Source organism: Ruegeria sp. K3 (genome assembly GCF_056531845.1).
Genome location: NZ_JBQFMM010000003.1, coordinates 280,627 through 305,661 on the forward strand (window position 1 = coordinate 280,627; position 25,035 = coordinate 305,661).

General features: G+C 57.2%; 24 protein-coding genes. 7 read left to right on the forward strand and 17 right to left on the reverse strand.

All coding sequences use genetic code 11. The features are described from left to right. The first annotated feature begins 54 nt into the window (after positions 1-54). The 5 genes from ccrA (at position 55) to ACR0MP_RS07975 (ending at position 5,468) form a co-directional block, all read left to right on the forward strand. Positions 55-1,341, forward strand: coding sequence for a crotonyl-CoA carboxylase/reductase (gene ccrA, locus ACR0MP_RS07955; protein ID WP_170395824.1), 1,287 nt, complete (start codon positions 55-57; stop codon positions 1,339-1,341). A 367-nt stretch (positions 1,342-1,708) separates the two neighbouring features. Then, positions 1,709-2,428, forward strand: coding sequence for a helix-turn-helix transcriptional regulator (locus ACR0MP_RS07960; RefSeq protein ID WP_480886314.1), 720 nt, complete (start codon positions 1,709-1,711; stop codon positions 2,426-2,428). Between the two features lie 83 nt (positions 2,429-2,511). Next, on the forward strand, positions 2,512-3,150 hold the full coding sequence (locus ACR0MP_RS07965) for an acyl-homoserine-lactone synthase (protein WP_480886316.1): 639 nt from the start codon (positions 2,512-2,514) through the stop codon (positions 3,148-3,150). A 60-nt stretch (positions 3,151-3,210) separates the two neighbouring features. Beyond that, positions 3,211-4,743, forward strand: coding sequence for an AAA family ATPase (locus tag ACR0MP_RS07970; protein WP_480886317.1), 1,533 nt, complete (start codon positions 3,211-3,213; stop codon positions 4,741-4,743). Then, entirely contained in the window at positions 4,740-5,468 is a 729-nt protein-coding gene (locus ACR0MP_RS07975; RefSeq protein ID WP_480886318.1) for an SDR family oxidoreductase, read from the forward strand. The genes ACR0MP_RS07970 and ACR0MP_RS07975 overlap by 4 nt, the downstream gene beginning before the upstream one ends. Before the next feature lie 3 nt (positions 5,469-5,471). Here ACR0MP_RS07975 and ACR0MP_RS07980 read toward each other — a convergent pair whose 3' ends face one another. From ACR0MP_RS07980 to ACR0MP_RS08040, 13 genes are all read right to left on the reverse strand, one after another. Next, a complete protein-coding gene (locus ACR0MP_RS07980) occupies positions 5,472-6,236 on the reverse strand; it encodes a TIGR02186 family protein (RefSeq protein WP_170408322.1) in 765 nt (254 codons plus the stop codon). 1 nt (position 6,237) lies between these two features. Beyond that, positions 6,238-7,158 carry a sulfite exporter TauE/SafE family protein gene (locus tag ACR0MP_RS07985; RefSeq protein WP_170395834.1) on the reverse strand — a complete coding sequence of 307 codons (921 nt, stop codon included), beginning with the start codon at positions 7,156-7,158 and terminating at the stop codon, positions 6,238-6,240. Positions 7,159-7,418: 260 nt separating this feature from the next. Continuing rightward, positions 7,419-8,429 (reverse strand): ABC transporter permease, encoded by a 1,011-nt coding sequence (locus ACR0MP_RS07990; RefSeq protein ID WP_170408321.1) that lies wholly within the window; start codon positions 8,427-8,429, stop codon positions 7,419-7,421. Further along, entirely contained in the window at positions 8,429-9,523 is a 1,095-nt protein-coding gene (locus ACR0MP_RS07995) for an ABC transporter permease (RefSeq protein ID WP_170513031.1), read from the reverse strand. The genes ACR0MP_RS07990 and ACR0MP_RS07995 overlap by 1 nt, the downstream gene beginning before the upstream one ends. 3 nt (positions 9,524-9,526) lie before the next feature. Continuing rightward, positions 9,527-11,056 (reverse strand): ABC transporter ATP-binding protein, encoded by a 1,530-nt coding sequence (locus tag ACR0MP_RS08000; protein ID WP_170395839.1) that lies wholly within the window; start codon positions 11,054-11,056, stop codon positions 9,527-9,529. Positions 11,057-11,137: 81 nt separating this feature from the next. Continuing rightward, complete coding sequence (locus tag ACR0MP_RS08005) at positions 11,138-12,136, reverse strand: BMP family lipoprotein (RefSeq protein ID WP_170395841.1); 999 nt, start codon at positions 12,134-12,136, stop codon at positions 11,138-11,140. Between the two features lie 135 nt (positions 12,137-12,271). Then, positions 12,272-12,703: a GNAT family N-acetyltransferase gene (locus tag ACR0MP_RS08010; protein WP_170408319.1), complete on the reverse strand. Its 432-nt coding sequence runs from the start codon at positions 12,701-12,703 to the stop codon at positions 12,272-12,274. Continuing rightward, complete coding sequence (gene tsaB / locus ACR0MP_RS08015; protein WP_170408318.1) at positions 12,700-13,290, reverse strand: tRNA (adenosine(37)-N6)-threonylcarbamoyltransferase complex dimerization subunit type 1 TsaB; 591 nt, start codon at positions 13,288-13,290, stop codon at positions 12,700-12,702. The genes ACR0MP_RS08010 and tsaB overlap by 4 nt, the downstream gene beginning before the upstream one ends. Next, on the reverse strand, positions 13,280-13,843 hold the full coding sequence (locus tag ACR0MP_RS08020; RefSeq protein ID WP_170395847.1) for a NifU family protein: 564 nt from the start codon (positions 13,841-13,843) through the stop codon (positions 13,280-13,282). The genes tsaB and ACR0MP_RS08020 overlap by 11 nt, the downstream gene beginning before the upstream one ends. Positions 13,844-13,912: 69 nt before the next feature. Then, positions 13,913-14,506, reverse strand: a complete 594-nt coding sequence (locus ACR0MP_RS08025; protein WP_170408317.1) for a 2-hydroxychromene-2-carboxylate isomerase — start codon at positions 14,504-14,506, stop codon at positions 13,913-13,915. A 9-nt stretch (positions 14,507-14,515) separates the two neighbouring features. Then, on the reverse strand, positions 14,516-14,971 hold the full coding sequence (locus ACR0MP_RS08030; protein WP_074736907.1) for a universal stress protein: 456 nt from the start codon (positions 14,969-14,971) through the stop codon (positions 14,516-14,518). A gap of 73 nt (positions 14,972-15,044) precedes the next feature. Then, a complete protein-coding gene (locus ACR0MP_RS08035) occupies positions 15,045-15,908 on the reverse strand; it encodes a branched-chain amino acid aminotransferase (protein WP_480886323.1) in 864 nt (287 codons plus the stop codon). Positions 15,909-15,967: 59 nt separating this feature from the next. After that, entirely contained in the window at positions 15,968-16,429 is a 462-nt protein-coding gene (locus tag ACR0MP_RS08040; protein ID WP_170408315.1) for an Lrp/AsnC family transcriptional regulator, read from the reverse strand. Between the two features lie 129 nt (positions 16,430-16,558). On the opposite strand from ACR0MP_RS08040, the gene ACR0MP_RS08045 reads away from it, so the two are divergent. Next, entirely contained in the window at positions 16,559-17,608 is a 1,050-nt protein-coding gene (locus tag ACR0MP_RS08045; RefSeq protein WP_170408314.1) for a Glu/Leu/Phe/Val dehydrogenase, read from the forward strand. Between the two features lie 66 nt (positions 17,609-17,674). On the opposite strand, the gene trpS is transcribed toward ACR0MP_RS08045, so the two are convergent. Continuing rightward, positions 17,675-18,703: a tryptophan--tRNA ligase gene (trpS, locus tag ACR0MP_RS08050; protein ID WP_170408313.1), complete on the reverse strand. Its 1,029-nt coding sequence runs from the start codon at positions 18,701-18,703 to the stop codon at positions 17,675-17,677. Between the two features lie 86 nt (positions 18,704-18,789). Between trpS and ACR0MP_RS08055 the strand changes: the two genes are divergently transcribed. Continuing rightward, the gene (locus ACR0MP_RS08055) at positions 18,790-19,476 is read left to right on the forward strand and encodes a rhomboid family intramembrane serine protease (RefSeq protein WP_170395859.1); all 687 of its coding nucleotides are present in this window, start codon (positions 18,790-18,792) and stop codon (positions 19,474-19,476) included. A gap of 6 nt (positions 19,477-19,482) precedes the next feature. Here the strand turns inward: ACR0MP_RS08055 and murJ are convergent, their stop codons facing one another. Genes murJ through ACR0MP_RS08070 form a run of 3 tightly spaced genes read right to left on the reverse strand, consistent with a single transcriptional unit; the run spans position 19,483 to position 24,972 of the window. Beyond that, on the reverse strand, positions 19,483-21,024 hold the full coding sequence (murJ, locus tag ACR0MP_RS08060; RefSeq protein ID WP_170408312.1) for a murein biosynthesis integral membrane protein MurJ: 1,542 nt from the start codon (positions 21,022-21,024) through the stop codon (positions 19,483-19,485). Continuing rightward, positions 21,021-23,840, reverse strand: coding sequence for a [protein-PII] uridylyltransferase (locus tag ACR0MP_RS08065; RefSeq protein ID WP_170408311.1), 2,820 nt, complete (start codon positions 23,838-23,840; stop codon positions 21,021-21,023). The genes murJ and ACR0MP_RS08065 overlap by 4 nt, the downstream gene beginning before the upstream one ends. Further along, the gene (locus ACR0MP_RS08070; RefSeq protein ID WP_170395865.1) at positions 23,800-24,972 is read right to left on the reverse strand and encodes a penicillin-binding protein activator; all 1,173 of its coding nucleotides are present in this window, start codon (positions 24,970-24,972) and stop codon (positions 23,800-23,802) included. Before ACR0MP_RS08070 ends, ACR0MP_RS08065 begins: the two co-directional genes overlap by 41 nt. Positions 24,973-25,035 lie beyond the last annotated feature (63 nt).

Genomic DNA, 25,035 nt, shown 5'->3' on the forward strand with positions numbered 1-25,035 from the left:
CTTTGGAAAGCCGCGATTCTGCGGCGCGGCAACAGTTGGAAAAAGGAGGCCAGCATGGCTTTGGATGTCGACAGCGGTATCGCGTCGTATGAGGCGCCGGAAAAGGACCTCTACGAGATGGGTGAAATCCCCCCGATGGGGTATGTTCCTAAGCAAATGTATGCCTGGGCCATCCGGAAAGAGCGCCACGGTGAGCCAGACACAGCGATGCAGTTGGAAGTCGTTGATGTCCCGAAGCTGGACAGCCACGAAGTGCTGGTTCTCGTTATGGCGGCGGGTGTAAACTACAACGGCGTCTGGGCATCGCTTGGCAAGCCGATCAGCCCGTTTGATGGCCACGGCCAACCCTTTCACATCGCAGGTTCAGATGCGTCGGGCATCGTCTGGGCGGTTGGTGACAAAGTGAAGCGCTGGAAAGTCGGCGATGAAGTCGTGATTCACTGCAACCAGGACGATGGCGATGACGAACACTGCAATGGTGGTGATCCGATGTATTCGCCCAGCCAGCGCATCTGGGGATATGAGACACCTGATGGCTCGTTCGCGCAGTTTACAAATGTTCAGGCACAGCAGCTGATGCCGCGTCCCAAGCACCTGACCTGGGAAGAAAGCGCCTGCTACACGCTGACCTTGGCAACAGCCTATCGGATGCTTTTTGGGCACGAGCCGCACGATCTGAAGCCGGGCCAGAACGTCCTGGTTTGGGGCGCATCGGGCGGTCTGGGCTCTTACGCGATACAGCTGATCAACACTGCGGGTGCCAATGCGATCGGCGTGATTTCGGATGAAAGCAAGCGTGAGTTTGTGATGGACCTTGGCGCCAAAGGCGTCATCAACCGCAAGGATTTCAACTGCTGGGGCCAGCTGCCCACGGTGAATACTCCGGAATATGCTGAATGGTTCAAAGAAGCCCGCAAGTTTGGCAAGGCCATCTGGGATATTACCGGCAAAGGTGTGAACGTCGACATGGTGTTCGAGCACCCCGGCGAAAGCACGTTCCCGGTGTCCACTTTTGTCGTGAAAAAGGGAGGTATGGTTGTGATCTGCGCCGGGACCACTGGCTACAATCTGACCTTCGACGTGCGTTACATGTGGATGCACCAGAAACGCTTGCAGGGCTCGCATTTTGCGCATCTCAAACAGGCCTCGGCTGCAAACCAGCTAATGGTCGAGCGCCGCTTGGATCCGTGCATGTCCGAAGTGTTCACTTGGCAGGATCTGCCTGAGGCGCACATGAAGATGATGCGCAACGAACACAAGCCGGGCAACATGTCGGTGCTGGTTCAGGCTCCGCATACAGGCATGCGCACCCTTGAAGAAGTATTGGCTGCCCGCGACTAACGGTCTCAGGCGAACAGCAGCTGCAACACCCGCAGGGCGCACACACGCCTTGCGGGTGTTCATCGTTTCTATCGATGATTATGTATTTTCAATGCTTTAAGAAATCGCCCCCCGCTATTTCTGGGGAGTAGAAAGCAGCGAGTAGGCCGAATTAGTCTGCACATGTTATGGTTGTGTTAACCCTTCGTTAACTATTTCGGGGACACCCTGATGGCGCAAAATGAGTGGATTTTGGACGTTCTGTCGGACCTCAACGCCTTTGCTGTGGCGAATGGGTTGAGCGCGCTGGCCGAGCAGCTTGACGACACAAGACTGATCGCCGCGGCCGAGATTGCGTCCTCAAAGGATGAGGCTTGCGCGCCCGCGAATGGGAAGAAAATTCGATTTGAGCCAGATCCTAGGGGATTTGGAAAGCACCAGCACGCTTGACGAGCTGACCAGCGTAGCAGTCCAGTTGCGGGACAAGCTGCAAATTGACCACATGACATATCATTGGGTTGATGGGGCCGGGGATCAATACGGGTTCACGACTTATTCGGATGCCTGGGATGAACGGTATCGAGACAGGAATTATCATCGTATTGATCCGGTTATTCTGGGTTGTTTTCAGCGATTTCACGCTGTGGACTGGAAACAGCTGAATTGGTCGGGCAAAGCAGTAAAGGCCTTCCTGCAGGACGCGCAGGAACATGGCGTCGGCAATCAGGGCTATTCGATCCCGCTGCGGGGGCCAGGCGGGCAATTCGCGCTGTTTACGGTCAACAACAGCTGCGATGACATCGCATGGCAGGCATTTGTCGAAACGTATGGCCGCGATCTCATATTGGTGGCGCATTTCCTCAATCGAAAAGCGCTGGAATTTGCAAAAGAACGGCAGCCGGACAACATGCGGGGGCTCTCGCCCCGCGAAATCGATGCAATGACATTGCTGGCGCTGGGGTATAGCCGAGCGCATGTGGCGCACTCGCTTTCCATTTCTGAGCATACGCTCAGGGCCTATATCGAAAGCGCACGATCAAAACTCGGTGCGCAAAATACGACTCATGCAATCGCCACTGCACTCAGTAGAGGATTAATAGTCGTTTAACGACCGTACGGTGGTCTCACCTTAAATTAACCACGTGTTCGTACCCCCTTTGTTCCAACTATGGACGATAAGGGGAACACGTCATGTTGCGTTATTTGTATGCCGATGAGCTGCATAAATTTCCGGAATTGGCCAGGGGGATGTTCAGGGATCGCGCGGATCAGTTCAAAACCCGCCTTGGCTGGGATGTCAAGGTTAATGAAAAGGGGGAAGAGCGGGATCAGTACGATGACCTGAACCCGCTCTATGTGATTTGGGAAGAGGCAGATGGCAGCCATGGCGGGTCCATGCGGATCCTACCGACGACCGGTCCGGTCATGGTGAACGACATATTCGGACATCTCACCGGGGGCAGTCCGATCCGAAGCCCACTAATCTGGGAGGTCACTCGCTTTTGCCTCTCGCGCAACGCCAGCGCTCATACCGCCGGGGCCATCATGCTGAGCGGCGGTGAGGTGATGGAAGGGTTTGGCCTGACCCACATAGCGGGCGTTTTTGATGCCCGCATGATCCGGATCTACCGTATGATCGGATCGTCTCCGGTGGTTTTGGGCACCGAAGGGAAAGGGCGCGATCAGATCTCGGTCGGCCTGTGGCCTTATTCAGCGGATGATTGCAACCGTGTAGCAGCCCGCGCAGGCATCCCGCGAGAGTTGTCGCGCCTGTGGTTCAAGACAGTATTTGGCCATGGCGCACAGCACCGGTTCGCTTTGTCGGCATAAGCATACGGAAAAACCAATCGGCATCTGGCAGCGCGCGGCGCGTCCCTGTAGGGTCGCGCCATGTCCTTGCCCCAAGTCACATTTTCCGAAGATCAGGCTGCCGCTTTTGACAACATTGCCGAGATGTTGCGAGGTGCCGGAGTAGACCTTGAAGACGACGCTCTGCTGAAACTGCCCGGCAACGGAAAGTCTGGTGTGATGGCTGTTATTGGCAAGGCTGGATCGGGCAAAACCCTGTTGCTGGCAGAGCTTTACGAAGCTTTGGCCGAGACGGGGGTCAACCTGATCTCGGGTGATTTCGAAAGCCGCAAATCCCGCGACAAGCGCAGCCTTGCGATCCTCGCGCCGACGAACAAGGCCGCCAGCGTATTGCGGCTGCGTGGGGTGCCCGCGACCACGATCCACCGTATCCTCTATACGCCTGTTTACGACCCTGAATACGAGCGGATCGCCGAATGGCTAGCGGGTAATGACGAACGGCCCGAGATCGAAGGGCTGACAGACGAAGCGCTGGACCGCGCAGCCGCGTTCTATGCCAACAACAAATCCATCCCCGGTGCGCTGGCCGCTGCTGGGTTGCGCGGTTCGGATTTCATCACCGGCTGGAAACGTCGGGAAGAGCCGCTGGATATCGGTTTTGTGGACGAAGCCTCGATGCTAGACGACCGGCAATTCGAGGATCTAAAGGAAATCTTTCCAACCTTGTTGCTATTTGGTGACCCGGCGCAGTTGGCGCCGGTCAATCAATCGGGCTCGATGGTGTTCGACGGGTTGCCAGAGCCGCGCAAACAAATCCTGCATCGAGTGCATCGGCAAACTGCGGACAACCCGATCCTAGACCTCGCCCATGCTCTGTCCGATCCGGTCATGGGGTTTGAGGATTTCGAACGTCTGATCGAGGACACTGCCCGAAAGGATGACCGCGTTGTCTGGGGACAGCGGGTAGAAGTTGATCTGATGGCGCGCAGCCCGGTTCTTGTCTGGCGCAATACGACCCGAATCCGGCTGATTCAGGCGTTCCGCACCGTACATGGCGCGCCGGAAACTGAACTACTGGAAGGGGAACCGTTGATTTGTGACGGCATTGAGCTGCCGTTGAAGCACCGCAAAAAGCGGCTGGACCTTGAGGCGCGCGGGCTGATCAAAGGCGCACAGGTCATCTATCTTGGCCCTGGTCGCAAGCCGGGTTTTTCGCGGTTGCATGTGATGGGGGCCGAAGACCCTCAGGTCTCGGCGGCGTCGATCGTGCAGATTGAAAAGCCCGATGAGGAGGAGCCGTTCATTCCCTATGCTGCCCGTATGGGGGCAACGTTCCTGCATGGTGCCGCTGTGACGATCCATAAGGCGCAAGGGTCGCAATGGGACACGGTTCAGGTCTTTGCGCCAGACATCTACGCAGCCGCCCGCATGGGCCGTACTGAGGCCGGGCAACCGTCGTGGAAGCGCTTAGCTTATGTGGCCATAACCCGCGCACAGGAGAGGCTAATCTGGGTAGTGCGGAACCGCTTGTCGAAACCGACCCACCCGTTGCGTGTGGATGACCTGCGTGCGGTTGCGGCACCATCCCTGACATTGGAGGCGGAAGAGACATGAAGACGATCATCGTGACCGGCGCAAGCTCGGGCATAGGCCGCGCCACCGCCGAGCTGTTTCTGTCTGAAGGATGGACTGTCGGGCTTCTGGCCCGCAGCGCTGACAAACTTCATGCTATAGCACAGCATAACGCCTCGGCGATCCCGCTGGTTGCCGATGTGACTGACCCGGATGCCGTTGCAAACGCCTTTACTGCATTCACCCGACAGACCGGGCGACTGGACGTGCTGTTCAACAATGCCGGGATTTTTGCCCCTGGTGGCACCATCGACGAGATCGCGCTTGAGGATTGGTACGGCTCGGTCAATGTGAACCTGAACGGCATGTTCCTGTGTGCACGGGCTGCATTTGCTGCGATGCGGGCTCAGGCGCCGCAGGGGGGGCGTATCATAAACAACGGTTCAATCGCTGCTCATGTGCCGCGCCCGAACTCGGTGCATTATTCTGCGACGAAACACGCGATTACCGGTCTGACGCGCAGCCTGTCTCTGGACGGGCGGAGTTTTGGAATTGCCTGTGGTCAGATCGACATCGGAAATGCGCGCACCCCGATGGTGCAAGGGCTGGTCGATGAGGCACTTGCCGAAGGCCGCGATCCTGATCCCACCATGGATGTCGGGGATGCCGCCCGCTCGGTACTGCATATGGCCGAACTGCCGCTTGAGGCGAATGTGCAGTTCATGACCGTTATGGCCACGACCATGCCCTATATCGGTCGCGGGTGACGATCAGTTCTCGCGCAGTAGGCGGAAGGCTGTCGAAGCGCCCCAACCGGCGGCAATCGCGATGGCCAGTGACATGAGCCCGTACCAAATGGGTTGTTCACGCGACATCGCGTACAAGAATCGCTCAAGCCCGACTTTGCGTACTCCGATCGAGGTTTCAAAGGTCGAGACCACCTTTCCGTCTCGTGTCAGGAAGATACGGGCGCTGTAGTCGCCTTCGGTCAGGTCCGACGGCATGTCGATTGATGTGCGGAACAACGTCTGTTCGTCCACAGCCACTGTGTTTTCCCGGATCGAGTACAGCCCTTCATCTTCGCGGATGCGGATGACCGCCTCGGAAAAATCCTGTGCGCCCTGAATGCTCATGTCCGCACCGACCGACCGGATGGCACGCTCGATCGAAACCTTATAGCGTAGGTCTTCGGTCTGGGTCAGAACCTCGGAAAACGGGGCGCTGGTGGCAACGGCGTAGAAGCTTGGTGCCAGATCAACAACAAGGCTGTCGGTGTTCACCCAGATACCGAACCGTTTCTCTTTGCGGCGTACGGTGACAGGTTCGGATGGGCCGACCACCGATACGATGACCTCAAGCGGTGGACCGTCCGGGATTGGGGCTTCGCGCTTTACCGCGCCGAAAACCAGTATTTCGGACCCGTCAAAATTGGCGGTAATCGACACCCGATCCTGACTTAGGCCCAGAACAACCTGTTCTTCGGCAGCGTAGGCTGGCATGTAGATCAGACAAAGAAGAGCAATCAGACGCAGCATCTTAGTGCCCTCCCGCATCGCCAAGCGAATACAACTCGGCGGGTTGAAGAAGAAGATCAAGCGCCAGCTTGCCGCAGACAACAAGTACCAAAGCCGCCAACAAAACGCGCAGTTGTTCTGCCGGCATTCGGGCGCCTATGACTGTTCCGATTTGGGCGCCAACTACGCCACCGACGAGCAGAAGAACCGCCAACACGACATCAACGGTATAGTTGGTGGTGGCGTGCAGCATCGTGGTGAAGGCGGTTACAAAGATGATCTGAAACAGCGAAGTTCCGACAACAACCTTGGTCGGCATGCCCAATAGATAGATCATCGCGGGCACCATGATAAACCCGCCGCCGACACCCATGATAGCAGACAGGACACCGACAAACAGGCCTACGACAAGCGGTGGAATGACCGAGATGTACAGGCCCGACGTCCGAAACCGCATCTTGAACGGCATGGCGTGCACCCAACCGCGCTGGCGTCGTTTCGGAGGCGGCGTGCCGCCTTTCCGCGTTTTTCTAATCGCGTTCAGGCTTTCGACAAACATCAGACTGCCGATGATGCCCAGAAATACGACATAGCAAAGTTTGACCAGCAGATCGACCTGACCGAGGCTCTTGAGATAGTTGAAGACAACAACACCCAACGCAGCGCCTGTCAGCCCTCCGACCAAAAGGACTGTACCCATTTTAAGGTCCACGGTTCGGCGCCTGAAATGCGCCAGCACCCCAGAAAATGATGAAGCAACAATCTGGTTTGCCTCGGTTGCGACCGCAACCGCAGGCGGAATGCCGATGAAGAACAGCAGTGGAGTCATCAAAAACCCACCGCCAACGCCAAACATTCCAGACAGAATGCCCACCATTCCACCCAGTCCAAACAGTAGAAACGCGTTTACGGATACTTCGGCAATCGGGAGGTAAATCTGCATGGCTTCTTCTAGACAGGAGAGGCCGTACCACGCGGTGTGGCAAAGCCATTGGTAACATAAATCTCAACAGACGAAGCGCGCGTGCCAGGTGGGGCCATCTAGTTGTTTCCGTGGCTCAACCTGAAAATAGTCGATAGCATGGCTGCGGAACTGATGCGGGACACGTCCATACCCCCTTAGAGCGGTTGCGGCATACAAAATCAACTCTGTATGCCGCTTTGCAGCAAACAGGACTGAGGGGCAGTCCTGAACTGGCTCTATCAGCGTTCCTTTACATATGGTTCGCCGCCTGCGCGTGGCGGTATGGCCTTGCCGACGAACCCGGCAAGAATCACCACGGTCAGGATATAGGGCAGAGCGTCCATGACCTGCACCGGGATCACGACCCCGCCCAAATCGATGTTCTGGAACCGCAAGGCAATGGCCTGCAACAGCCCGAACAAGAGGCATGCCCACATCGCGTGCCACGGACGCCATTTTGCAAAGATCAGAGCAGCCAGTGCGATAAATCCGCGCCCAGCGGTCATCTCTTTCACAAAGCCTGCTTGCAGCGCGGTGGCCAGGTAGGCACCTGCGATGCCGCAAAGTACGCCGCAAATCGCAACCGCTGCGTAGCGGAGACCTACAACCGAAACTCCAGCAGTATCCACCGCCGCAGGATTCTCTCCGACCGCACGCAGACGCAGCCCGAACCGGGTGCGGAACAGAATCCACCAAGTCAGTGGCACCATAAGGAAAGCCACGTACACCAGAATGGAATGGCCAGACAGAAGCTCGGAATAGGCCATATGCAGGGGATTGGTTTCAGACATCAGCTCGGAAACCGGACGGCCTGTCAGTTCGGCGTCAGCCGGACCGATCGCATAAGGGAATTCTGCAGATTCAAACCGCCCTTCACCGAACAATGATGGCGTACGACCACCCTGCTTGAACCAGCTTTGGGCGACAAGAACGGTCATACCTGAAGCGAGAAAGTTGATCGCAACCCCCGAGATCAGCTGATTGCCCCGGAACGTGATCGACGCAAACCCGTGTAGCGCCGAAAGGACCAGAGATGCCGCGATCCCGGCCAGCAATCCCAGCCACACCGAACCGGTTACGGCAGCGACGGCAGCCGAGAAGAATGCTGACATCAGCATCTTGCCTTCAAGGCCGATGTCGAAGATGCCCGCGCGCTCGGAGTATAGTCCGGCCAGGCAGGCAAGCAGCAAAGGCGTAGCCAGTCGGATGGTCGAATCCAGAACCTGGATGAGTGTCAGGAAGAAATCCATCAGGCCGACCCCTTCCGAAGCGCCATGAACAGCTTTTCAAGCGGCATGCGCACCATGTTGTCCAGTGCTCCGGTAAACAGAATGACCAGCGCTTGGATGACCACGATCAGTTCGCGCGGAATCGATGTCCAAAGCGCCAGTTCGGCCCCGCCCTGATACAGAAACCCAAACAGAATAGCGGCTAGAAATACCCCGAATGGATGCGACCGACCCATCAGTGCCACGGCAATTCCAATGAAACCCGCGCCTTCGGTTGCGTTCAGCACCAACCGCTCGGCTTCGCCCATCACGTTGTTGACTGCCATCAGGCCCGCCAGAGCGCCCGAGATCAGCATGGCAATAATCGTGATGCGTACAGGCGAGATACCGGCGTAGACGGCACCGGTTTCCGAATGACCGTAGGCGCGGATTTCATAGCCCAGCCGAGTTCGCCAGATCAGCGCCCAGACAACAAAACACGCAAGGATTGCGACGAAGAACGAGATGTTGGCAGGCGCACCTCGGAAAACGATGTTTTCGGCGCTCGAGAACATCGACTGGAAAGTCGGGAGATGCACTGCCTCGGGGAAACGAGCCGTTGCTGGATCTTGCGACCCTTGCGGGCGCATGACGTTGACCAGCATGTAATTCAGGAAAGCGGCAGCGATGAAATTGAACATGATCGTGGTGATCACGATATGGCTGCCCCGCTTCGCCTGCAGATAGGCCGGGATCGCGGCCCAGGCTGCACCGAAGATCATCGAAGCAGCACAGGCGGCCAGCAAAGCTATTGTCCAATGCGGCCAAGGAACCGATAGGCAGACGATGGCAACGCCCAGTCCGCCCAGCATGGCCTGACCCTCGCCGCCGATGTTGAACAAGCGCGCGTGAAAGGCAACTGCAACCGCGAGCCCGGTGAAGATGAAGTTCGTTGCGTAATAAAGTGTATAGCCCCAGCCGTAGGTTGACCCTAGGGCCCCAGTGACCATCAGATTTACCGCCTCAAGCGGATCTTCCCCGATGGCCAGGATCACGATTGCCGAAAGGATTGTGGCTAGAAGCAGACTGATTAGCGGGATCAGTACCACATCGGCCCATTTGGGCATTTTTTCCATGGTTCAGGCGGCCTCTCCTGCAACACCGGCCATCAGCAGGCCTAGTTCTTTTTCATCCGTCTCGGCGGGCAGACGCTCGCCCATGATATGTCCGTCAAACATGACCGCGATCCGGTCCGAGAGTGAGAAGATCTCTTCCAGCTCGACCGAGACCAGCAAGATTGCTTTGCCCTGATCCCTCAAGGCGACGATCTGTTTGTGAATGAACTCGATGGCACCGATATCCACGCCGCGTGTGGGCTGACCCACCAGCAGCAGATCGGGATTGCGTTCGATTTCTCGTGCAACGACGATTTTCTGTTGATTGCCGCCCGAGAAGCTTTTTGCCGTCAGCCAGCCATTGGGCGGGCGCACATCGAACTTCTCGATCTTGGCTTCGGTGTCGGCACGCAGGGCAGCGTTGTCCATGAACAGCCCGCGTTTGTAAGCAGGGTCGCGGTGGTAGCCGAACGCCACGTTCTCCCACGCGTGAAAATCCATGATCAGACCTTCGCGCTGCCGATCCTCGGGGACATGAGCGATATGTCGGGCGCGCCGCGCTTGCCCGTCCGATCCGGGGCCGTGCAACGCCAGAGGTTCGCCGTTCAGTTTGATCGAGCCTACCCCGGGTCGCATACCACCCAAAACTTCAAGCAGCTCGGACTGCCCGTTGCCAGCAACGCCCGCGATGCCAACGATCTCACCTGCGCGAACGGTTAGGTCGATGCCTTTGACACGCTCGACACCGGCCGAATCGGTGACACTGAGGTTTTCGATTTCCAGAACCGGTTTGCCCGGCTGTGCAGGCACCTTATCAACCTGTAGCAAGACCTTGCGACCAACCATCAATTCGGCCAGGGCCTGCGGATTGGTGTCAGCTGTTTTTACGGTGGCGGTCATCTCACCACGGCGCATAACCGAAACCGTATCGGTGTTCTCCATGATTTCGCGCAGCTTGTGCGTGATCACGATGATTGTTTTACCCTCGGACCGCAGCCGGTCGAGAATGCGAAACAGCTGGTCCGCCTCGGCAGGGGTAAGAACGCCCGTGGGTTCGTCCAGAATCAGAATTTCGGCCTTGCGGTAGAGCGCCTTGAGAATCTCAACCCGCTGCTGCATGCCCACACCGATCTCATCGATGCGTTTGTCAGGGTCGACGAACAGTTCGTATTCTTCTTCTAGGTCTTTCAGCTCTTTCCGGGCTTTCGCCAGCGACGGAGCCAACAGCCCACCGTCTTCCGCACCCAGAACGATGTTTTCCAGAACGGTGAAATTCTCGACCAGTTTGAAATGCTGAAACACCATCCCGATGCCCGAGGCGATCGCCGCCTGGCTGTCAGGGATGTCGGTCTTGGTACCGTTGATCCAGATTTCGCCTTTGTCGGCTTTGTAAAATCCGTAGAGGATGCTCATCAGCGTGGATTTGCCCGCTCCGTTTTCACCGATGATCCCGTGGATCGCTCCGCGGGCGACGCTGATGGAAATATCTTTATTAGCCTGAACCGGCCCAAAGGCTTTGGAAATCCCTTTGAGTTCAATGGCGGGGACGGTCATATCTTGTCCTTGGGTTGCCGAAAGGGCCGCATGCGGCAGAGTGGTGCAGGGCGGAGGCCATGGCCCCCGCCCCCAGTTACATCAGAACTGCAGTGCAGGGCAGCTGTCGTTCTCGTAGTAGCTGACAACGCTTACGTTGCCATCGATGATGTCGCGACGGGCACTTTCAATGGCCGAGCTCATTTCTTCGCTCACCAGTTCCGCGTTGTTTTCATCCATCGCAACGCCAACGCCATCTTGTGCAAGACCCATGGTGTAAACACCGGTCTGGACGTCTTCGCCAGCTTTCATGGCGTCATATACAGCAACGTCCACACGCTTGAGCATCGAGGTCAGGACCTTGCCCGGGTGCAGGTGGTTCTGGTTGCTATCGACACCGATTGACAGGATGCCTTCGTCGGCTGCGGTTTGCAGAACGCCAACACCGGTACCGCCCGCAGCGGCGTAAATCACGTCAGCACCCTGGCTGATCTGTGCTTTGGTCAACTCCGAGCCCTTCACCGGGTCGTTCCATGCTGCAGGGGTGGTGCCTGTCATATTAGCAACAACGTTGATGTCCGGGTTCACGGACTTCGCGCCTTGTGCATAACCACAACCAAAGTGACGGATCAGAGGGATATCCATACCACCGATAAAGCCCACTGTGCCGGATTGTGACGCCATCGCCGCCATCATGCCGACCAGGTATGATCCTTCATGTTCGGCAAATCCTATCTGGCGAATGTTCGGGGCTTCCAGCCAGGTCACGTCGACCGCAACGAATTTGGTATCCGGATAGTCACCTGCCACTGCAGCCAATGGATCGGCCATGGCGAAGCCCATTGTGATAATCGGGTTTGCGCCCGCTTCGGCAAAGCGGCGAAGCGCTTGTTCGCGTTGCGCTTCCGACTGAAGCTCGATCTCGCGATAGCTTTTGCCGGTCTGTTCCGCCCAACGCTGAGCGCCATTATGCGCGGCTTCGTTGAACGATTTGTCGAACTTGCCACCCAGATCAAAGATAAGGGCCGGTTCTGCCATAGCAGCACCTGCTGTTAGTGCAACCGCAGCGGCTGCGCCCATCAAGGATTTCATAAATGTCATTTGTTACTCCCGTTGGCTGTTATCGGTCCGGGGCTTAATCGCCCGGTACCCACTCAGAGCGAGCATACCTGTTGTGATGGCGGGAATTGAAGCTGTTTGCAACAGCTTCGGTCAACACATTTTTGACCATATGGTCTAAAAAAGCGAATATTTTTCGCTCAGGGGGCGTTCCATGACGATCGCATCGGCGTTTAGGCCACTTTTGCGATGATAATAGGCTGCGCGATTGCCGCATGGCGTGTATCCGCAGGTTTGGTACAGAGAGATCGCCGAATGGTTATCTGAGGCAACGTCCAGAAATGCACGCATTGCACCGAGTTCTCGTGCCTTGGCGTGCCAGTCTGCCATGATGCGCCGCGCCAGCCCGCGTCTTTGATAGTTTGGGTGTGTCGCGATGGTCAGCAGCTCGGCCTCTTCGCCGATCACTTGAATGAGGGCGAAAGACCGTTTGTCGCCAACAACATGGGTAAAGCGATTGGCGATCAGATTGCTGAATTCTTCAGCGCTCCACGGACGTGACTGTGTGAAGGCTGCGGCGTGGGTTTCTGCCATGTCCTGTGGTGTCATTCGTCCAAAAGCACCGGTGGTACATCGCTGGAAGGGGCCGCATCTGCAGGGCGGACATAAAGCGGAGCAGGTGGCGCTTGAACTGTCGTCCAACGACCAGCAGCCACCTGGGCGATCGCACGGGCCTGCTGTTCTGGGTCCTCGCAGAAATACAAGGGACCAATATCGTCAGCGGCATGACGTAAGGTTAGGTAAGGCGCGCGCCCCTTAGGCTGCACATAAACCTGATCGCGCGGTGCAGCTATCGCCGGGAGATGCCCGTCGGGCGCAATTTTCGCAACTGCATCAAACCCCGACACCCCAACCGCCGGCACACCAAGCCCAAGCGCCAACCCGCGCGCTGCGGATACCGAGATTCGGATGCCGGTGAAATTCCCGGGGCCGATTCCGACGCCGATCGCGTCAAGGTGCCGCCATGTGCAATTGTTCCGGGTCAGGATTTCTTCAAGCAAGGGCATCAACCGTTCCGCCTGCCCACGAGTCATCGCCTCGGCGTGCGATGCGATAATCTTGCCCCCTCGCAGCAAAGCGGCCGCGCAATGCGCGGCCGATGTATCGAATGCCAAAATCGTCGGATCAGACGGCAACAGGGCGAACCTCGGTCACTTCGGGGATGTAGTGACGCAACAGGTTCTCGATCCCCATTTTCAGCGTTAGGGTCGAGGACGGACAGCCCGCGCAGGCTCCCTGCATGTGCAGATAAACAACGCCGCGGTCGAAGCCGTGGAAGGTGATGTCACCGCCGTCCTGAGCCACAGCAGGACGCACGCGGCTATCCAGCAGATCTTTGATCTGGTTGACAATCTCTGCATCTTCACCGGTGTGTTCAGCGTGGCCCGAGGCGGTCTCTGCACCTGCGCCCATAACCGGTTGGCCGGACTGGTAATGCTCCATCACAGCACCGAGAATTGCGGGCTTGATGTGATCCCACTGCACGTCATCAGATTTGGTTACCGTGACAAAATCGTTGCCGAAGAACACGCCTGTTACGCCGTTTACACCGAATATGCGTTTGGCGAGCGGTGATTTTTCTGCAGCGTCGGCGCTTGGAAAATCAGCGGTGCCTGCTTCCAGAACCGTCTGGCCGGGTAGGAATTTTAGTGTGGCCGGGTTGGGTGTGGATTCGGTTTGAATGAACATGGCGCGGCTCCGTCTAAGATGCACCTGATATGCGCGTCCGTGCGGGGGAAGTCAAGATTTGGAACCGTTCTAAATTGTGGCGGCGTAAGAAATCGCATCATCCAGACGATCATCACCCCAGAACAGCTCGTCCCCAATAACGAAACTCGGCGCACCAAAGATGTGTTTAGCCTTGGCCTGAGTAACTTGCTCGAACAAGGCAGCCTTGATCGCGGGGTCGCTTATCCGATCCATCAGATCAGTCGAAACGCCAGATTTGGTAAGGCACTCAACCAGAACCGCCGGATTCGATATATCACGACCGGAACCAAACTGCGCAGAATAGACAGTGCGTACAAAGGCTGCCCGTTGATCAGCTGGTTCGATCGCCAGCGCTAGCCTTGCTGCTTTCAAGCTGTTTTGCGGAAATGGCTCAGGCCGCCGAAAAGGTAAATCGCGCGCGGCGCAAAGCCGTTCCATGTCTCGCCACATGTACCGACCTTTTGCTGGGTAGAGGTTGAACGGCGAGTTGTTCCATCCCTGTTCAGCAAAGATCGGCCCCAGAAGGAATGGGTGCCATTCTACGGCAACTCCATATTCCGAAGCCGCCTGCTGAATACGCATCGCGCTGAGATAAGAATAGGTCGATGCGAAGTCGAACCAGAACTGCAGCTTCGCGGACATAAATTCACCTCAGGTGATGGCTTCCAGCTTCTCTTTGCTCAGATCGCCGGGCACGATAGTAATAGGAATGGGCAAGCTTCCAGAGTTCCGGGTCAGTTGTGTCACCAACGGTCCGGGGCCTTTTTTGTCAGTACCTGCACCCAGAACCAATACGCCGATCTCGGGATCGGATTGGACATGTTCAATGATTTCGGCCACCGGATCGCCTTCACGGATTGCCAATTCGGGCTCGACACCCTGTTTGTCGCGCATCCATTTGGCGAACACCTCGAAATGGGCGTGAATACGTTCACGCGCTTCTTCGCGCATCACCTCGGCAACACCGATCCAGTGGTTGAATTCGTCCGGTGGAATTACCGAAAGAACCGTAACCCCGCCGCCAGTATGTGCCGCACGCATAGCGGCAAAGCGCATGGCGTTCAGGCATTCACGGCTGTCGTCCAGAACGACTAGGAACTTGCGCATGTTTGTCCTCGTTTGTTTTCGGGATCATGCCCCACAGGGTAAGCAGTGGCAACTGAAACAGAAAGGGAGCAGATCAGCAATTGCTTGCAGCCCAATCCCAGTACATCTCGCGTGTGCGACGGGCGATTGGGCCCACCTGATACTGGGTGTCATCCAGCGCGGTGATTGGCGTCACTTTGCTCATGTTACCGCTCATGAACACTTCGTCCGCGTCGTGAAAGTCATCGAAACTCAGCACGGTTTCATGCACGGTTACCCCGTCGGCGCGCAGGTTTTTAATATGCCGCGCGCGTGTAATCCCGGCCAAGAATGTCCCATTGGGGATTGGAGTAAAAACCTCACCATCGCGCGCCATGAAGATATTTGCGGTCGCAGTCTCGGCCACATGCCCCATCGCGTCGGCCACAAGGGCGTTCGAAAAGCCCTTGCTGCGTGCCTCCTGCAACATCCGGGCATTGTTCGGATACAGGCACCCTGCCTTTGCATTGACCACAGCGGATTCCAGGACAGGACGGCGGAACCGAGTGGTTGTCAGCGTCGCCGAGGCGGTTTCGGGTGCCATTGGGATTTCTTCAAGACAGATGGCAAAGCCAGTGCTGTTTTCCTGAGGGACGATGGCGGTGTGATCCCCGTCGATGCCCCAATACATGGGGCGAATGTAAACGGCGGTGTCTGGTGCGTAACTCTGTAACCCTTCGTAAACCAGATCGACCATCTGTTCGGTTGTTACAGAAGGTGTCAGCATCAGCGCCTCGGCTGAACGGTTCACGCGGGCACAATGGGCATCCAGATCCGGGGTCATTCCATCAAAGTACCGGGCACCGTCAAACACCGATGAGCCCAGCCATGCGCCATGGTCAGCAGCGCGCATGATCGGTGCGTCCCCGTCATGCCATTGGGCGTTGAAATAGGTGCGGATGTTTTTGCCGACTGCCATTGCGCCCTCCCTCAAGCTTCGGGGAAACCTAGGTTGGGGCTGACGCAAGGTCCAGCAGATTATCCGTGATGCTGGGGCAGCGCTTCGCGTTTGACCATTGTGCGCAAAGCGAAGTTTGATCGTAGGTTTCGAATGCCCGAAATTTTCATAAGCCGGTTTTCCAGAAATGCATCAAACGCATTGAGGTCTTTGGCAACCACGCGCAGCAGAATGTCGCGTGATCCGGTCATGAGGTAGCATTCCATCACCTCGTCGCAGCGACGAATGGCCTTTTCGAAGGAATCGATGGCGTTGCGATCCTGTTTCTCCAACTCGACAGACACAAAGATTGTGACGCCGAATCCAAGCCGCTCGGGGTCGACCTGTGCGGCGTAGCCGGTGATAATCCCGTCCCGCTGCAGCCGATCCAAACGCCGTGCGCAGGGTGTCGGGGACAGCCCGACATGCTCCGCCAAATCAATGACAGTCATACGGCCATCGTTTTGAAGGGCGCGGACTATCTTGGAATCGATATCATCCATGGCGAAAAACTCCACAAAAGTTTTCAATTTTAGATGTTAGCACCAAAAATTTCCCTAATATAGTGACAAAAGGGTGAAAATCACTCGACGATAGGTGGCAAACTCTCGGAAGCATTCCGGAGGAGAAGAATGGACATCACCATCGTAGACGCGCCAGAGCACGAGCGCGTGGTTGAATTCAAAGATAACTCACTTGGTCTATTGGGCTACATCGCGATCCACTCAACGCAACGTGGCCCCGCTGCGGGCGGTGTGCGCATGCGCCCTTATGGCCACCCAGCCGAGGCCCTGGACGATGCTTTGCGACTGGCAAGGGGCATGACGTTCAAGAACGCCGCGGCAGATCTGCCGCTCGGGGGAGGCAAGGCTGTCATTATCGGGGATCCTCATGAGGATAAATCACCTGAACTTTTGCAGGCCTTTGGGCGCGTGATTCAAGGTTTGAACGGTCTGTACTGGACGGCAGAAGATATGGGTATGACGCCTGCAGATATGGCGCATATCGGGTCTGAAACCGAATTTGTGGCTGGGCTGGCGGAAGGTGAGTTCGCCAGCGGTGATCCGTCTCCGATAACGGCGCGCGGGATATTCAATGCTATCCGGGTGACAGCGCAGCACCGGTTCAGGCTTTCTGGCCTTAAAGGCCAGACGGTATCGGTTCAGGGCCTTGGCCATGTAGGCGAGCATTTGTGCCAGTTGTTGCACGATTCTGGTACGCAGTTAATCGTAACTGACATCGACACCCGGCAAGCGGCCCGCGTGGCCGAACGGTTTGCGGCACGGGTCGTTGCACCCGATGCGATCTACGGCGTTGAAGCGGATATCTTTGCGCCTTGTGCGATCGGCGGCATCCTGAACGAAACGAGTATTCCATTACTGAAAGTCGGCGCTGTGGCCGGAGGGGCAAATAATCAGTTGTCCAGCGATCGAGACGCGCAGTTGCTCCACGAGCGTGGCATTCTTTACGCCCCTGACTTCGTCGCCAATGGCGGTGGTATCGTGAATGTGGCGACGGAAATCCTCCGTGTCGCAGAGCGTGAAGCTTGGGTCGCCGGTAGGTTGCAGGCGCTGGAGCAGACGATGGATCGCATCCTGACACGGGCCAAAGCCGAAGCGGTCAGCCCGCACGAAGTTGCGGAATCCATCGTGCACGAGATGCTGAGCCTGCAGGCGGCATAAGAGCCGACGGAACGAAAAACGCCGCCCGAGAAAGGGCGGCGTTCTTTTTGGATTGCGATCGCGTGGTCAGGACTTGCCCGCACCGACCATCCCTACAATCTCGTAGGTCTGCTGCAGAATCGGGGCCGCGATTGCACGTGCCCGTTCAGCACCTCGGGCGAGAATCTGATCAATCTCGGCCTCTTCGCCCATCAGGCGCGCCATTTCGGTTGAAATGGGCGAGAGTTTCGAGACCGCAAGTTCTGCCAACAATGGCTTGAACTCACCGAATTGCTTCCCGCCGACCTCAGCCAGCACTTGTGCGGCCGTCTGGTCGCTAAGCGCGGCATAGATATTCACCAGATTGCGCGCCTCGGGACGGTCTTCAAGGCCATCGACCTCCGATGGCAAAGCGTCCGGATCGGTCTTGGCTTTACGGATCTTCTTGGCGATGGCGTCGGCATCATCGGTCATGTTGATCCGCGTCATATCAGACGGGTCTGACGACGACATCTTCCGGGACCCGTCACGCAGGTTCATCACACGGGGCGCAGGCCCACCGATGACCGGTTCGGTTACCGGAAAGAAATCGACGCCATAGTCATGGTTGAACTTGATTGCGATGTCGCGCGTCAGTTCCAGATGTTGCTTCTGGTCTTCACCAACAGGCACATGGGTCGCGTGATAGACCAGAATGTCTGCCGCCATCAGGGCAGGATAGGCGAACAGACCCAGCGAAGCATTCTGCGCATTCTTACCGGCCTTGTCCTTGAACTGTGTCATTCGCTGCATCCAGCCGATACGGGCGATGCAGTTGAAGATCCATGCCAGCTGTGTGTGCTCGGGCACCTGGCTCTGATTGAACAGGATGGATTTCTCGGGATCCAGACCAGCGGCAATGAACCCCGCGCAAACTTCGCGGGTCTTTTCACGCAGACGATCCGGATCTTGCCAGACAGTAATCGCGTGGAGGTCGACCATGCAGTAGACGGTCTCGTATTCCGGCCCCTGCATATCCACGAAACGTTTAAGTGCACCCAGGTAATTACCCAAGTGCAGGTTTCCTGAAGGCTGGATGCCGGAAAACACGCGCGGCGTGAATTGGGTCTCGGTCATCGAAGGAAACTCCTGTCTGGAAAAATCAGCCCCCGTCGCTTACCCATGAGGCCAAGGGACGTCAACAGCCGCGAAAGGCCAGCCCAATGAGCAGTGAGCATTATACACCGCCCGTGAACCCTCTGCCGCCGGTCGTGGTGGCGCTGGTTCTGTTCATCATCGGGATTGAACTGATCTTCTTGCTTGGCAGCAGGGGCTTGGTCGGTGGGCCAACCGCCGTTGGTTGGCGGCTGGATGCGCTGCAGCAATATACGTTTTCGCCCGATATCTTCGATTGGATGGTTCAGAACGGGCGCTGGCCGTTCGAACATGCGATCCGCTTTGTCACCTATCCCTTTGTTCAGGCCAATTTCACGCAAGCAGTGTTTGTCTGCGTGTTTGTGCTGGCGATGGGTAAGATGGTTGCCGAGGTCTTTGGCAGTGTCGCCATGCTGATCATTTTCGTGCTGTCTGGCGTAGGCGGAGCGCTGGCCTACGCGGTGCTGCTGAACCCGCCTTATCCTCTGGTTGGCGGGTTTCCTCCGGTTTACGGGCTGATCGGCGCGTTCACTTGGCTGCTGTGGCGCAAGCTTTCTCTGGTGGGTGAAAACCAATCGCGCGCATTCAGCCTGATCGCGGTTCTTATGGGCATTCAGTTGCTGTTCGGTCTGATCTTCGGTGGGACCTCGGATTGGGTCGCCGATCTGGGCGGTTTTGCCACCGGTTTTGGTTTGTCTTTCTTTCTGGCTCCGGGTGGCTGGGCACGCATCCTCAGCAAAACGCGACGCGATTGATGCGCATTAGCTTCGGCGCAGCGCTGTGCGGAACTCCGAAATCCGGAAGGCGCCAAAGATGTGCCCCAACAGGAAGTAGGCCACCGCCGCAGTTACAATGAGCACGAGCAGCGCAAGGTAACGCCAGCCTGGTACTTCGAACGTCCAGCCGAAGAGGTTAATGGCCGCAATCAACACCACCCCCATGCCAGCCGATGCCGCCACGACCCGCCAGATCCGCTGTTTGAACCGGTCATCAAATCGGGCTTCGTCGCCCATTCTGCGCGCGCCGATTGCAAGCAGCGCAACCATGGCCCAGCCAGCAGTCGACGCTGCGATTGCGGGCGCAATCCACCCGAAAATGGGATAAAGCCCAAAGGCAAGCCCGGCATTCACCACCATTGCAACCACAGCGTATCGAAACGGTGATTTGGTATCCTCGCGGGCGAAGAACAACGGTTGCAGCAGCTTCTGCAGCATGAATGCGGGCAGCCCGATACCATAGATGGCCACGGCCAAGGCGGTCGCCGCTGTATCTTCGGCGCTGAACTGGCCGCGTTGGAACAGGACCGAGACCAACGGGCCGGGGATGATCATAAAGGCAACCGTTGAAGGCAAGGTCAGAAGCAGAGTAAACTCTCCGGCTCTTGAAAAGGCGTTGCGTGCTCCATCTTTGTCGTCTGCGCGCAGGCGGCGCGACAGGTCGGGTAACAGCACGATGCCGACGGCAATGCCAACCACTCCGAGCGGCAGTTGATACAAACGATCTGCGGCAAACAACCAACTGACTGCCTTTTCGGTTTTTGATGCCACAAGCTGTCCGACTACAAGATTGACTTGCGTTACGCCCATGGCCAGCGCCGCAGGAACCGCGATCCGCACCATGCGGCGCATTTCCGGGCTGAGCTTTGGCCGACCGAGCCGAATGCGAATTCCGGCGCGTTCAGTCGCAATCCAGACAAGCGCCAATTGCGCGATGCCTGCGACTGGGATGACCGCGATGAGCCAGCGTACGATTTCTCCACCAGATATCGCGCCAAAGATTAACGCGGAGCAGGCGAATATGTTCAGCAGCACAGGAGCGGCGGCTGCAGCGGCGAAGCGTCCGGTTGCGTTCAATACTCCGGAAAACAGCGCAGCGAGGGACATAAACAGGATGTAGGGGAACACGACGTAACCATAATCCACCGCCAGATCGAAGCGTTCATCACCATAGAATCCTTCGGCGGTTATCCAAACCAACGCGGGCATGAAGACCATCGCCAGACCGACTAGCGCCAACACCGCCACCGCCAACAGGTTAAACGCATCCTGTGCGAAACCTTCGGCGTCTTCGCCGCCTTCAAGGCGTTTTGAAAACATTGGAACAAAGGCTGCGTTGAATGCGCCCTCGGCAAAGAAGCGGCGGAACATATTGGGTAGTCGGAAGGCTGCGACGAAAGCGTCCATCACCGGTCCGGGCCCGATATAAGCGGTCAGCAGGATTTCCCGCAAAAAGCCCAGAATGCGGCTTGCCAAGGTCCAGAACCCAACGGTGAAAAAGCCCGAAATCAGGCGGATCGGCTTCATGATGCGGCCCGCTCGGCACCTTCGGTGATGGCCGCGCGCAGCTTGGCTTCCAACCCGCGTTGCTTGGCCTCAGAGTGGTATTTCAGGCCGAACATATCCTTGACATAGAACGTGTCGACCACCTGTTCTCCATAGGTGGCGATCACTGCGTTCGCGATATAGACATTGGCGGCTGCCATCGTGCGCGTCAAATCATATAGCAGTCCGGGCCGGTCGCGGGTGTCGACTTCGATGATCGTGTAAATCTCTGAACCTTCGTTGTCGAAGGTGATATGGGTCGGGACGTTGAAGGCGCGTTCGCGCTTCTTGATCTTGTCGCGGGATTTCAATGCGTCCCGTGCGACAACCTCACCCCTGAGTGTCTTGTGAATCATCTGGGTCAGCCGAGGCAGGCGCGTGGCCTCGAAGGGATGGCCCTCGGCGTCCTGAACCCAGAACGCATCAGTTACATATCCGTCTTTCGTCGTATAGCTGCGGGCATCAACCACGTTGGCTCCTACAAGGGCAAGTGCCCCCGCTATGCGAGAAAAAATACCCGGATGATCACCCATGGCAAAACACGCGCGGGTGGCGTCGCGATCCTCATCCGGATGCAGACGGATTTCTACGGCACCCGGATCGCCGCTGTCCTCCAGCGATTTCAACATTTCCGCGAATTCGACATGTGTCGAAAGGTTCAGTCCCTGCCAATACGGATCATAATGCCGCCCGGTTTCGGTTTTCAGGTCAGATTTGGACCAGTTTTCCAATTCGGCCCGCAACCGCTTTTTCGCCCCATCTCCACGATTGGCTCGGTTAAGCGCCTCCATCCCGGATTCCAGTGCGTGTTTGGTGTCAGCATGCAAAGCGCGCAGCAATGTAGCCTTCCAGTTGTTCCAGGTCGTTGGTCCGACACCGCGGATGTCACAGACTGTCAGCACCGTCAGCAAGTCCAGCCGTTTGACGGTTGCAACAGCTTTCGCGAAATCGCGGATTGTGCGCGGGTCTGAGATGTCGCGTTTTTGCGCCATATCGGACATCAGCAAGTGATAGCGTACAAGCCATTCGACGGTTTCAGAATCCGCCTTGCTCAGCCCCAATCGTGGTGCCACTTTGCGCGCGATTTGCGCACCCAGAATCGAATGATCTTCGGGGCGTCCTTTGCCGATGTCGTGCAGCAACAGAGCCACGTATAGAACCTTTCGGCTAACACCACCCTCCAGGATGGATGACGCCAAGGGCAGTTCCTCGATTAACTCTCCTCGCTCGATCTGCGCCAAATTGACAATGCACTGGATCGTATGCTCGTCCACCGTATAGCTGTGATACATATTGAACTGCATCATCGCCACGATGTGCTCAAACTCGGGCAAAAAGGCTGACAGAACCCCCAACTCGTTCATGCGTCGCAGGGCACGTTCGGGGTTGCCGTGTTTCAGCATCAGATCAAGAAAGATGCGCCGCGCCTCTTTGTCGTTGCGCATCTCATCGTCGATCAGGTTCAGGTTGGCCGTTACCAACCGCATTGCGTCGGGATGGATCAGCATACCCGTGCGCAAACCCTCTTCGAACAACCGTAACAGGTTGACCTTGTCTGACAGGAACGTGTCAGGGTCCGCGATATCCAGGCGGCCATGGACCACGCGGTAACCGGCCTTGACGCGGGGGCGACGGCGGAAAATACGTTCCAGCAAGGCCGCGCCCTTCATGTGCGAGGCTTCCAGTTTGGTCAGGAAAATCCGTGTCAATTCGCCCACACGGGTGGCTTCGCGGAAATAGCGTTGCATGAACACCTCGACGGCGCGCCGACCGGCGCGGTCTTGATATCCCATACGATCGGCCACCTCGACCTGCAGATCGAAGGTCAGTTGTTCCGTCGCGCGGCCCGTCACCAGATGCAAATGAGACCTGACGGCCCAGAGGAATTCTTCGGCTTGCGCGAACTCGTCAAACTCTTCGGGCGTAAAGAGGCCCATAGGGACCAGTTCGGCCACATCCGTTACGCCATAGATATATTTTGCGATCCAGTAGAGCGATTGCAGGTCGCGCAAGCCGCCCTTGCCCTCTTTGACATTGGGTTCGACCATATAGCGTTCACCCTGCTTCAGGTGCCGCTCATCGCGCTCTTTCAGCTTGGCTTCGATAAATTCCCGCTCGGTGCCTTTGAAAAGATCGGTCTTCAGGCGCGCTTCAAGTTCTTGCGCAAGGGGCTGATCCCCGACGAGATACCGTTGTTCCAGCATGGCGGTACGGATGGTGAAATCATCGGCCCCCAGACGCAGGCAATCTTTGATCGTGCGTGAAGAGTGACCGACCTTCAGCCGCAGATCCCAGAGAATATAGAGCATGGATTCGATCACGCTCTCGGCCCAGGCGGTGATTTTGTACGGCGTCAGAAAAAGCAGATCTACATCGGATGACGGGGCCATCTCACCCCGGCCATAACCTCCCACTGCCAGCACAGCGATTTTCTCGCCTTGCGTTGGATTTGCCAGCGGATGCAGATGCTCGCTGGCGATGCGCATTGCTGTCCCGACCATCTGATCCGTCAGATAGGTATAGGAATGCGTCAGCGGCAGTGCATCAAATGGGCGCTCGGCAAAGGCGTCCGCAATCGCCTTGCGGCCTGTCTTTTGCGCCTCTCGCAGAATGCGCACCGTCTCGGCGCGCAAGGCTGCGTTGTCCGAACTGTTTTCAACAGCGGCGGACAGGTTGGCATTGACCTCGGCGTTGTTAAAAATCTCGTCAGCCGCGCAGATCAGATTGACATCGGGCGCAGAGCCCTGCGCCGGTCGATTAGAATCCGGCGCCAGAGAAGCTTTGTGGGGCAGGGTCAATCACAACCACCTGTTTGTTCTGGATCGTGGCAACAGCCAGACCGCGTTCGTTCGTACCGTTCGGTCGCAGGCGGAAAATACCGCCGACACCCTGAAAACCGGCGTTCTGGGTTAATGCTGCACCTGTCAACGCGTTCGATTTGCCCTGGCTAACCAAGGCTCCGATCGCAGCGATTCCGTCATAGGCAAGCCCGCTGATCGGGTGTGGTGCCTCACCGTAGGTGTTGTTGTAACGCTGGCGATAAGCCTGTGCCTTTGCCGGATCGGGAAGTGCGAACCAGCCACCTTGTACGCCAGGCAATTCCAGCGTTTGGGCCGGAATGTCCCAGCGTGTCAGGCCGATATACTGAGTTGTCGCAGGAGATACACCGGCCTCGGGCAACAACTGGCTGTAAAGGGGGAGCGCGCCCGCCGTCGTCGCGGTCAGGAAAATTGAATCCGCGCCGGTCGAATCGACCGTTGCTTTGATCGCCGAAACCGAATCGATCACGCCCTGCTGAGACCGGTCATATCCAACTGTGCCCGCATTGTTGACGCGGCTGTTGCTGAGCGCGGCAGCGATGGCAGACTGGCCTAGCTGGCCCGCTGAGTCATTGCTGTGCACAATGACAGTACTGTTTTTGCCCTGCTGTCCGGCGTAGTTCACCAGCCTGTTGGCCGTGTTCTGGAAAGTGGGGCCAAGCACATAGACATTGCCGCCCGCAATGCTGGTGTTGTTCGAGAAGGACAGCACGTTCACATTGTTGTTTAGCACCGCAAGTCCTGCCGCGTTTGCGGCTTGTGCATACACTGGCCCAAGAATGATCTTGGCCCCGTCCGCTACAGCTTGCTGTGCAACCGCCGAGGCCGTTCCGGCATTGCCGGCCGTGTCGTAGACGCGCAGATCAATCTTGACGTTCGGCAAATCCGCTATAGCCAGCCGTGCCGCGTTCTCAAGGCTACGGGCAAGGGCCGCATCGCCAGACTGAGGTGATCCGCTTGGGACCAACAGGGCCACCGGAACCGGGTCAGAGGTGTCGATCGAGGGGCCTCCGCTGATGCCGCCGACTTCACAGGCGGCCAGAAAAGCGGCCGTGGCCAGTACAATGGCGGATTTCGCCAGTTTGCGTGCGGGCTTGCAAACGGTAAACATCTAAAAGAAAACTCCCTGATCCGGCGTCTGAGGGCACCTTGGTCTATTGAACCGCGATAATAA

Bases quoted from the DNA above. Each gene is read 5' to 3' on its own strand.
- ccrA (WP_170395824.1), top strand. From the start codon at position 55: ATGGCTTTGGATGTCGACAGCGGTATCGCGTCGTATGAGGCGCCGGAA.
- ACR0MP_RS07960 (WP_480886314.1), top strand. From the start codon at position 1,709: ATGGGAAGAAAATTCGATTTGAGCCAGATCCTAGGGGATTTGGAAAGC.
- ACR0MP_RS07965 (WP_480886316.1), top strand. From the start codon at position 2,512: ATGTTGCGTTATTTGTATGCCGATGAGCTGCATAAATTTCCGGAATTG.
- ACR0MP_RS07970 (WP_480886317.1), top strand. From the start codon at position 3,211: ATGTCCTTGCCCCAAGTCACATTTTCCGAAGATCAGGCTGCCGCTTTT.
- ACR0MP_RS07975 (WP_480886318.1), top strand. From the start codon at position 4,740: ATGAAGACGATCATCGTGACCGGCGCAAGCTCGGGCATAGGCCGCGCC.
- ACR0MP_RS07980 (WP_170408322.1), bottom strand. From the start codon at position 6,236: ATGCTGCGTCTGATTGCTCTTCTTTGTCTGATCTACATGCCAGCCTAC.
- ACR0MP_RS07985 (WP_170395834.1), bottom strand. From the start codon at position 7,158: ATGCAGATTTACCTCCCGATTGCCGAAGTATCCGTAAACGCGTTTCTA.
- ACR0MP_RS07990 (WP_170408321.1), bottom strand. From the start codon at position 8,429: ATGGATTTCTTCCTGACACTCATCCAGGTTCTGGATTCGACCATCCGA.
- ACR0MP_RS07995 (WP_170513031.1), bottom strand. From the start codon at position 9,523: ATGGAAAAAATGCCCAAATGGGCCGATGTGGTACTGATCCCGCTAATC.
- ACR0MP_RS08000 (WP_170395839.1), bottom strand. From the start codon at position 11,056: ATGACCGTCCCCGCCATTGAACTCAAAGGGATTTCCAAAGCCTTTGGG.
- ACR0MP_RS08005 (WP_170395841.1), bottom strand. From the start codon at position 12,136: ATGACATTTATGAAATCCTTGATGGGCGCAGCCGCTGCGGTTGCACTA.
- ACR0MP_RS08010 (WP_170408319.1), bottom strand. From the start codon at position 12,703: ATGACACCACAGGACATGGCAGAAACCCACGCCGCAGCCTTCACACAG.
- ACR0MP_RS08020 (WP_170395847.1), bottom strand. From the start codon at position 13,843: ATGTTCATTCAAACCGAATCCACACCCAACCCGGCCACACTAAAATTC.
- ACR0MP_RS08025 (WP_170408317.1), bottom strand. From the start codon at position 14,506: ATGTCCGCGAAGCTGCAGTTCTGGTTCGACTTCGCATCGACCTATTCT.
- ACR0MP_RS08030 (WP_074736907.1), bottom strand. From the start codon at position 14,971: ATGCGCAAGTTCCTAGTCGTTCTGGACGACAGCCGTGAATGCCTGAAC.
- ACR0MP_RS08035 (WP_480886323.1), bottom strand. From the start codon at position 15,908: ATGGCAGTCGGCAAAAACATCCGCACCTATTTCAACGCCCAATGGCAT.
- ACR0MP_RS08040 (WP_170408315.1), bottom strand. From the start codon at position 16,429: ATGGATGATATCGATTCCAAGATAGTCCGCGCCCTTCAAAACGATGGC.
- ACR0MP_RS08045 (WP_170408314.1), top strand. From the start codon at position 16,559: ATGGACATCACCATCGTAGACGCGCCAGAGCACGAGCGCGTGGTTGAA.
- trpS (WP_170408313.1), bottom strand. From the start codon at position 18,703: ATGACCGAGACCCAATTCACGCCGCGCGTGTTTTCCGGCATCCAGCCT.
- ACR0MP_RS08055 (WP_170395859.1), top strand. From the start codon at position 18,790: ATGAGCAGTGAGCATTATACACCGCCCGTGAACCCTCTGCCGCCGGTC.
- murJ (WP_170408312.1), bottom strand. From the start codon at position 21,024: ATGAAGCCGATCCGCCTGATTTCGGGCTTTTTCACCGTTGGGTTCTGG.
- ACR0MP_RS08070 (WP_170395865.1), bottom strand. From the start codon at position 24,972: ATGTTTACCGTTTGCAAGCCCGCACGCAAACTGGCGAAATCCGCCATT.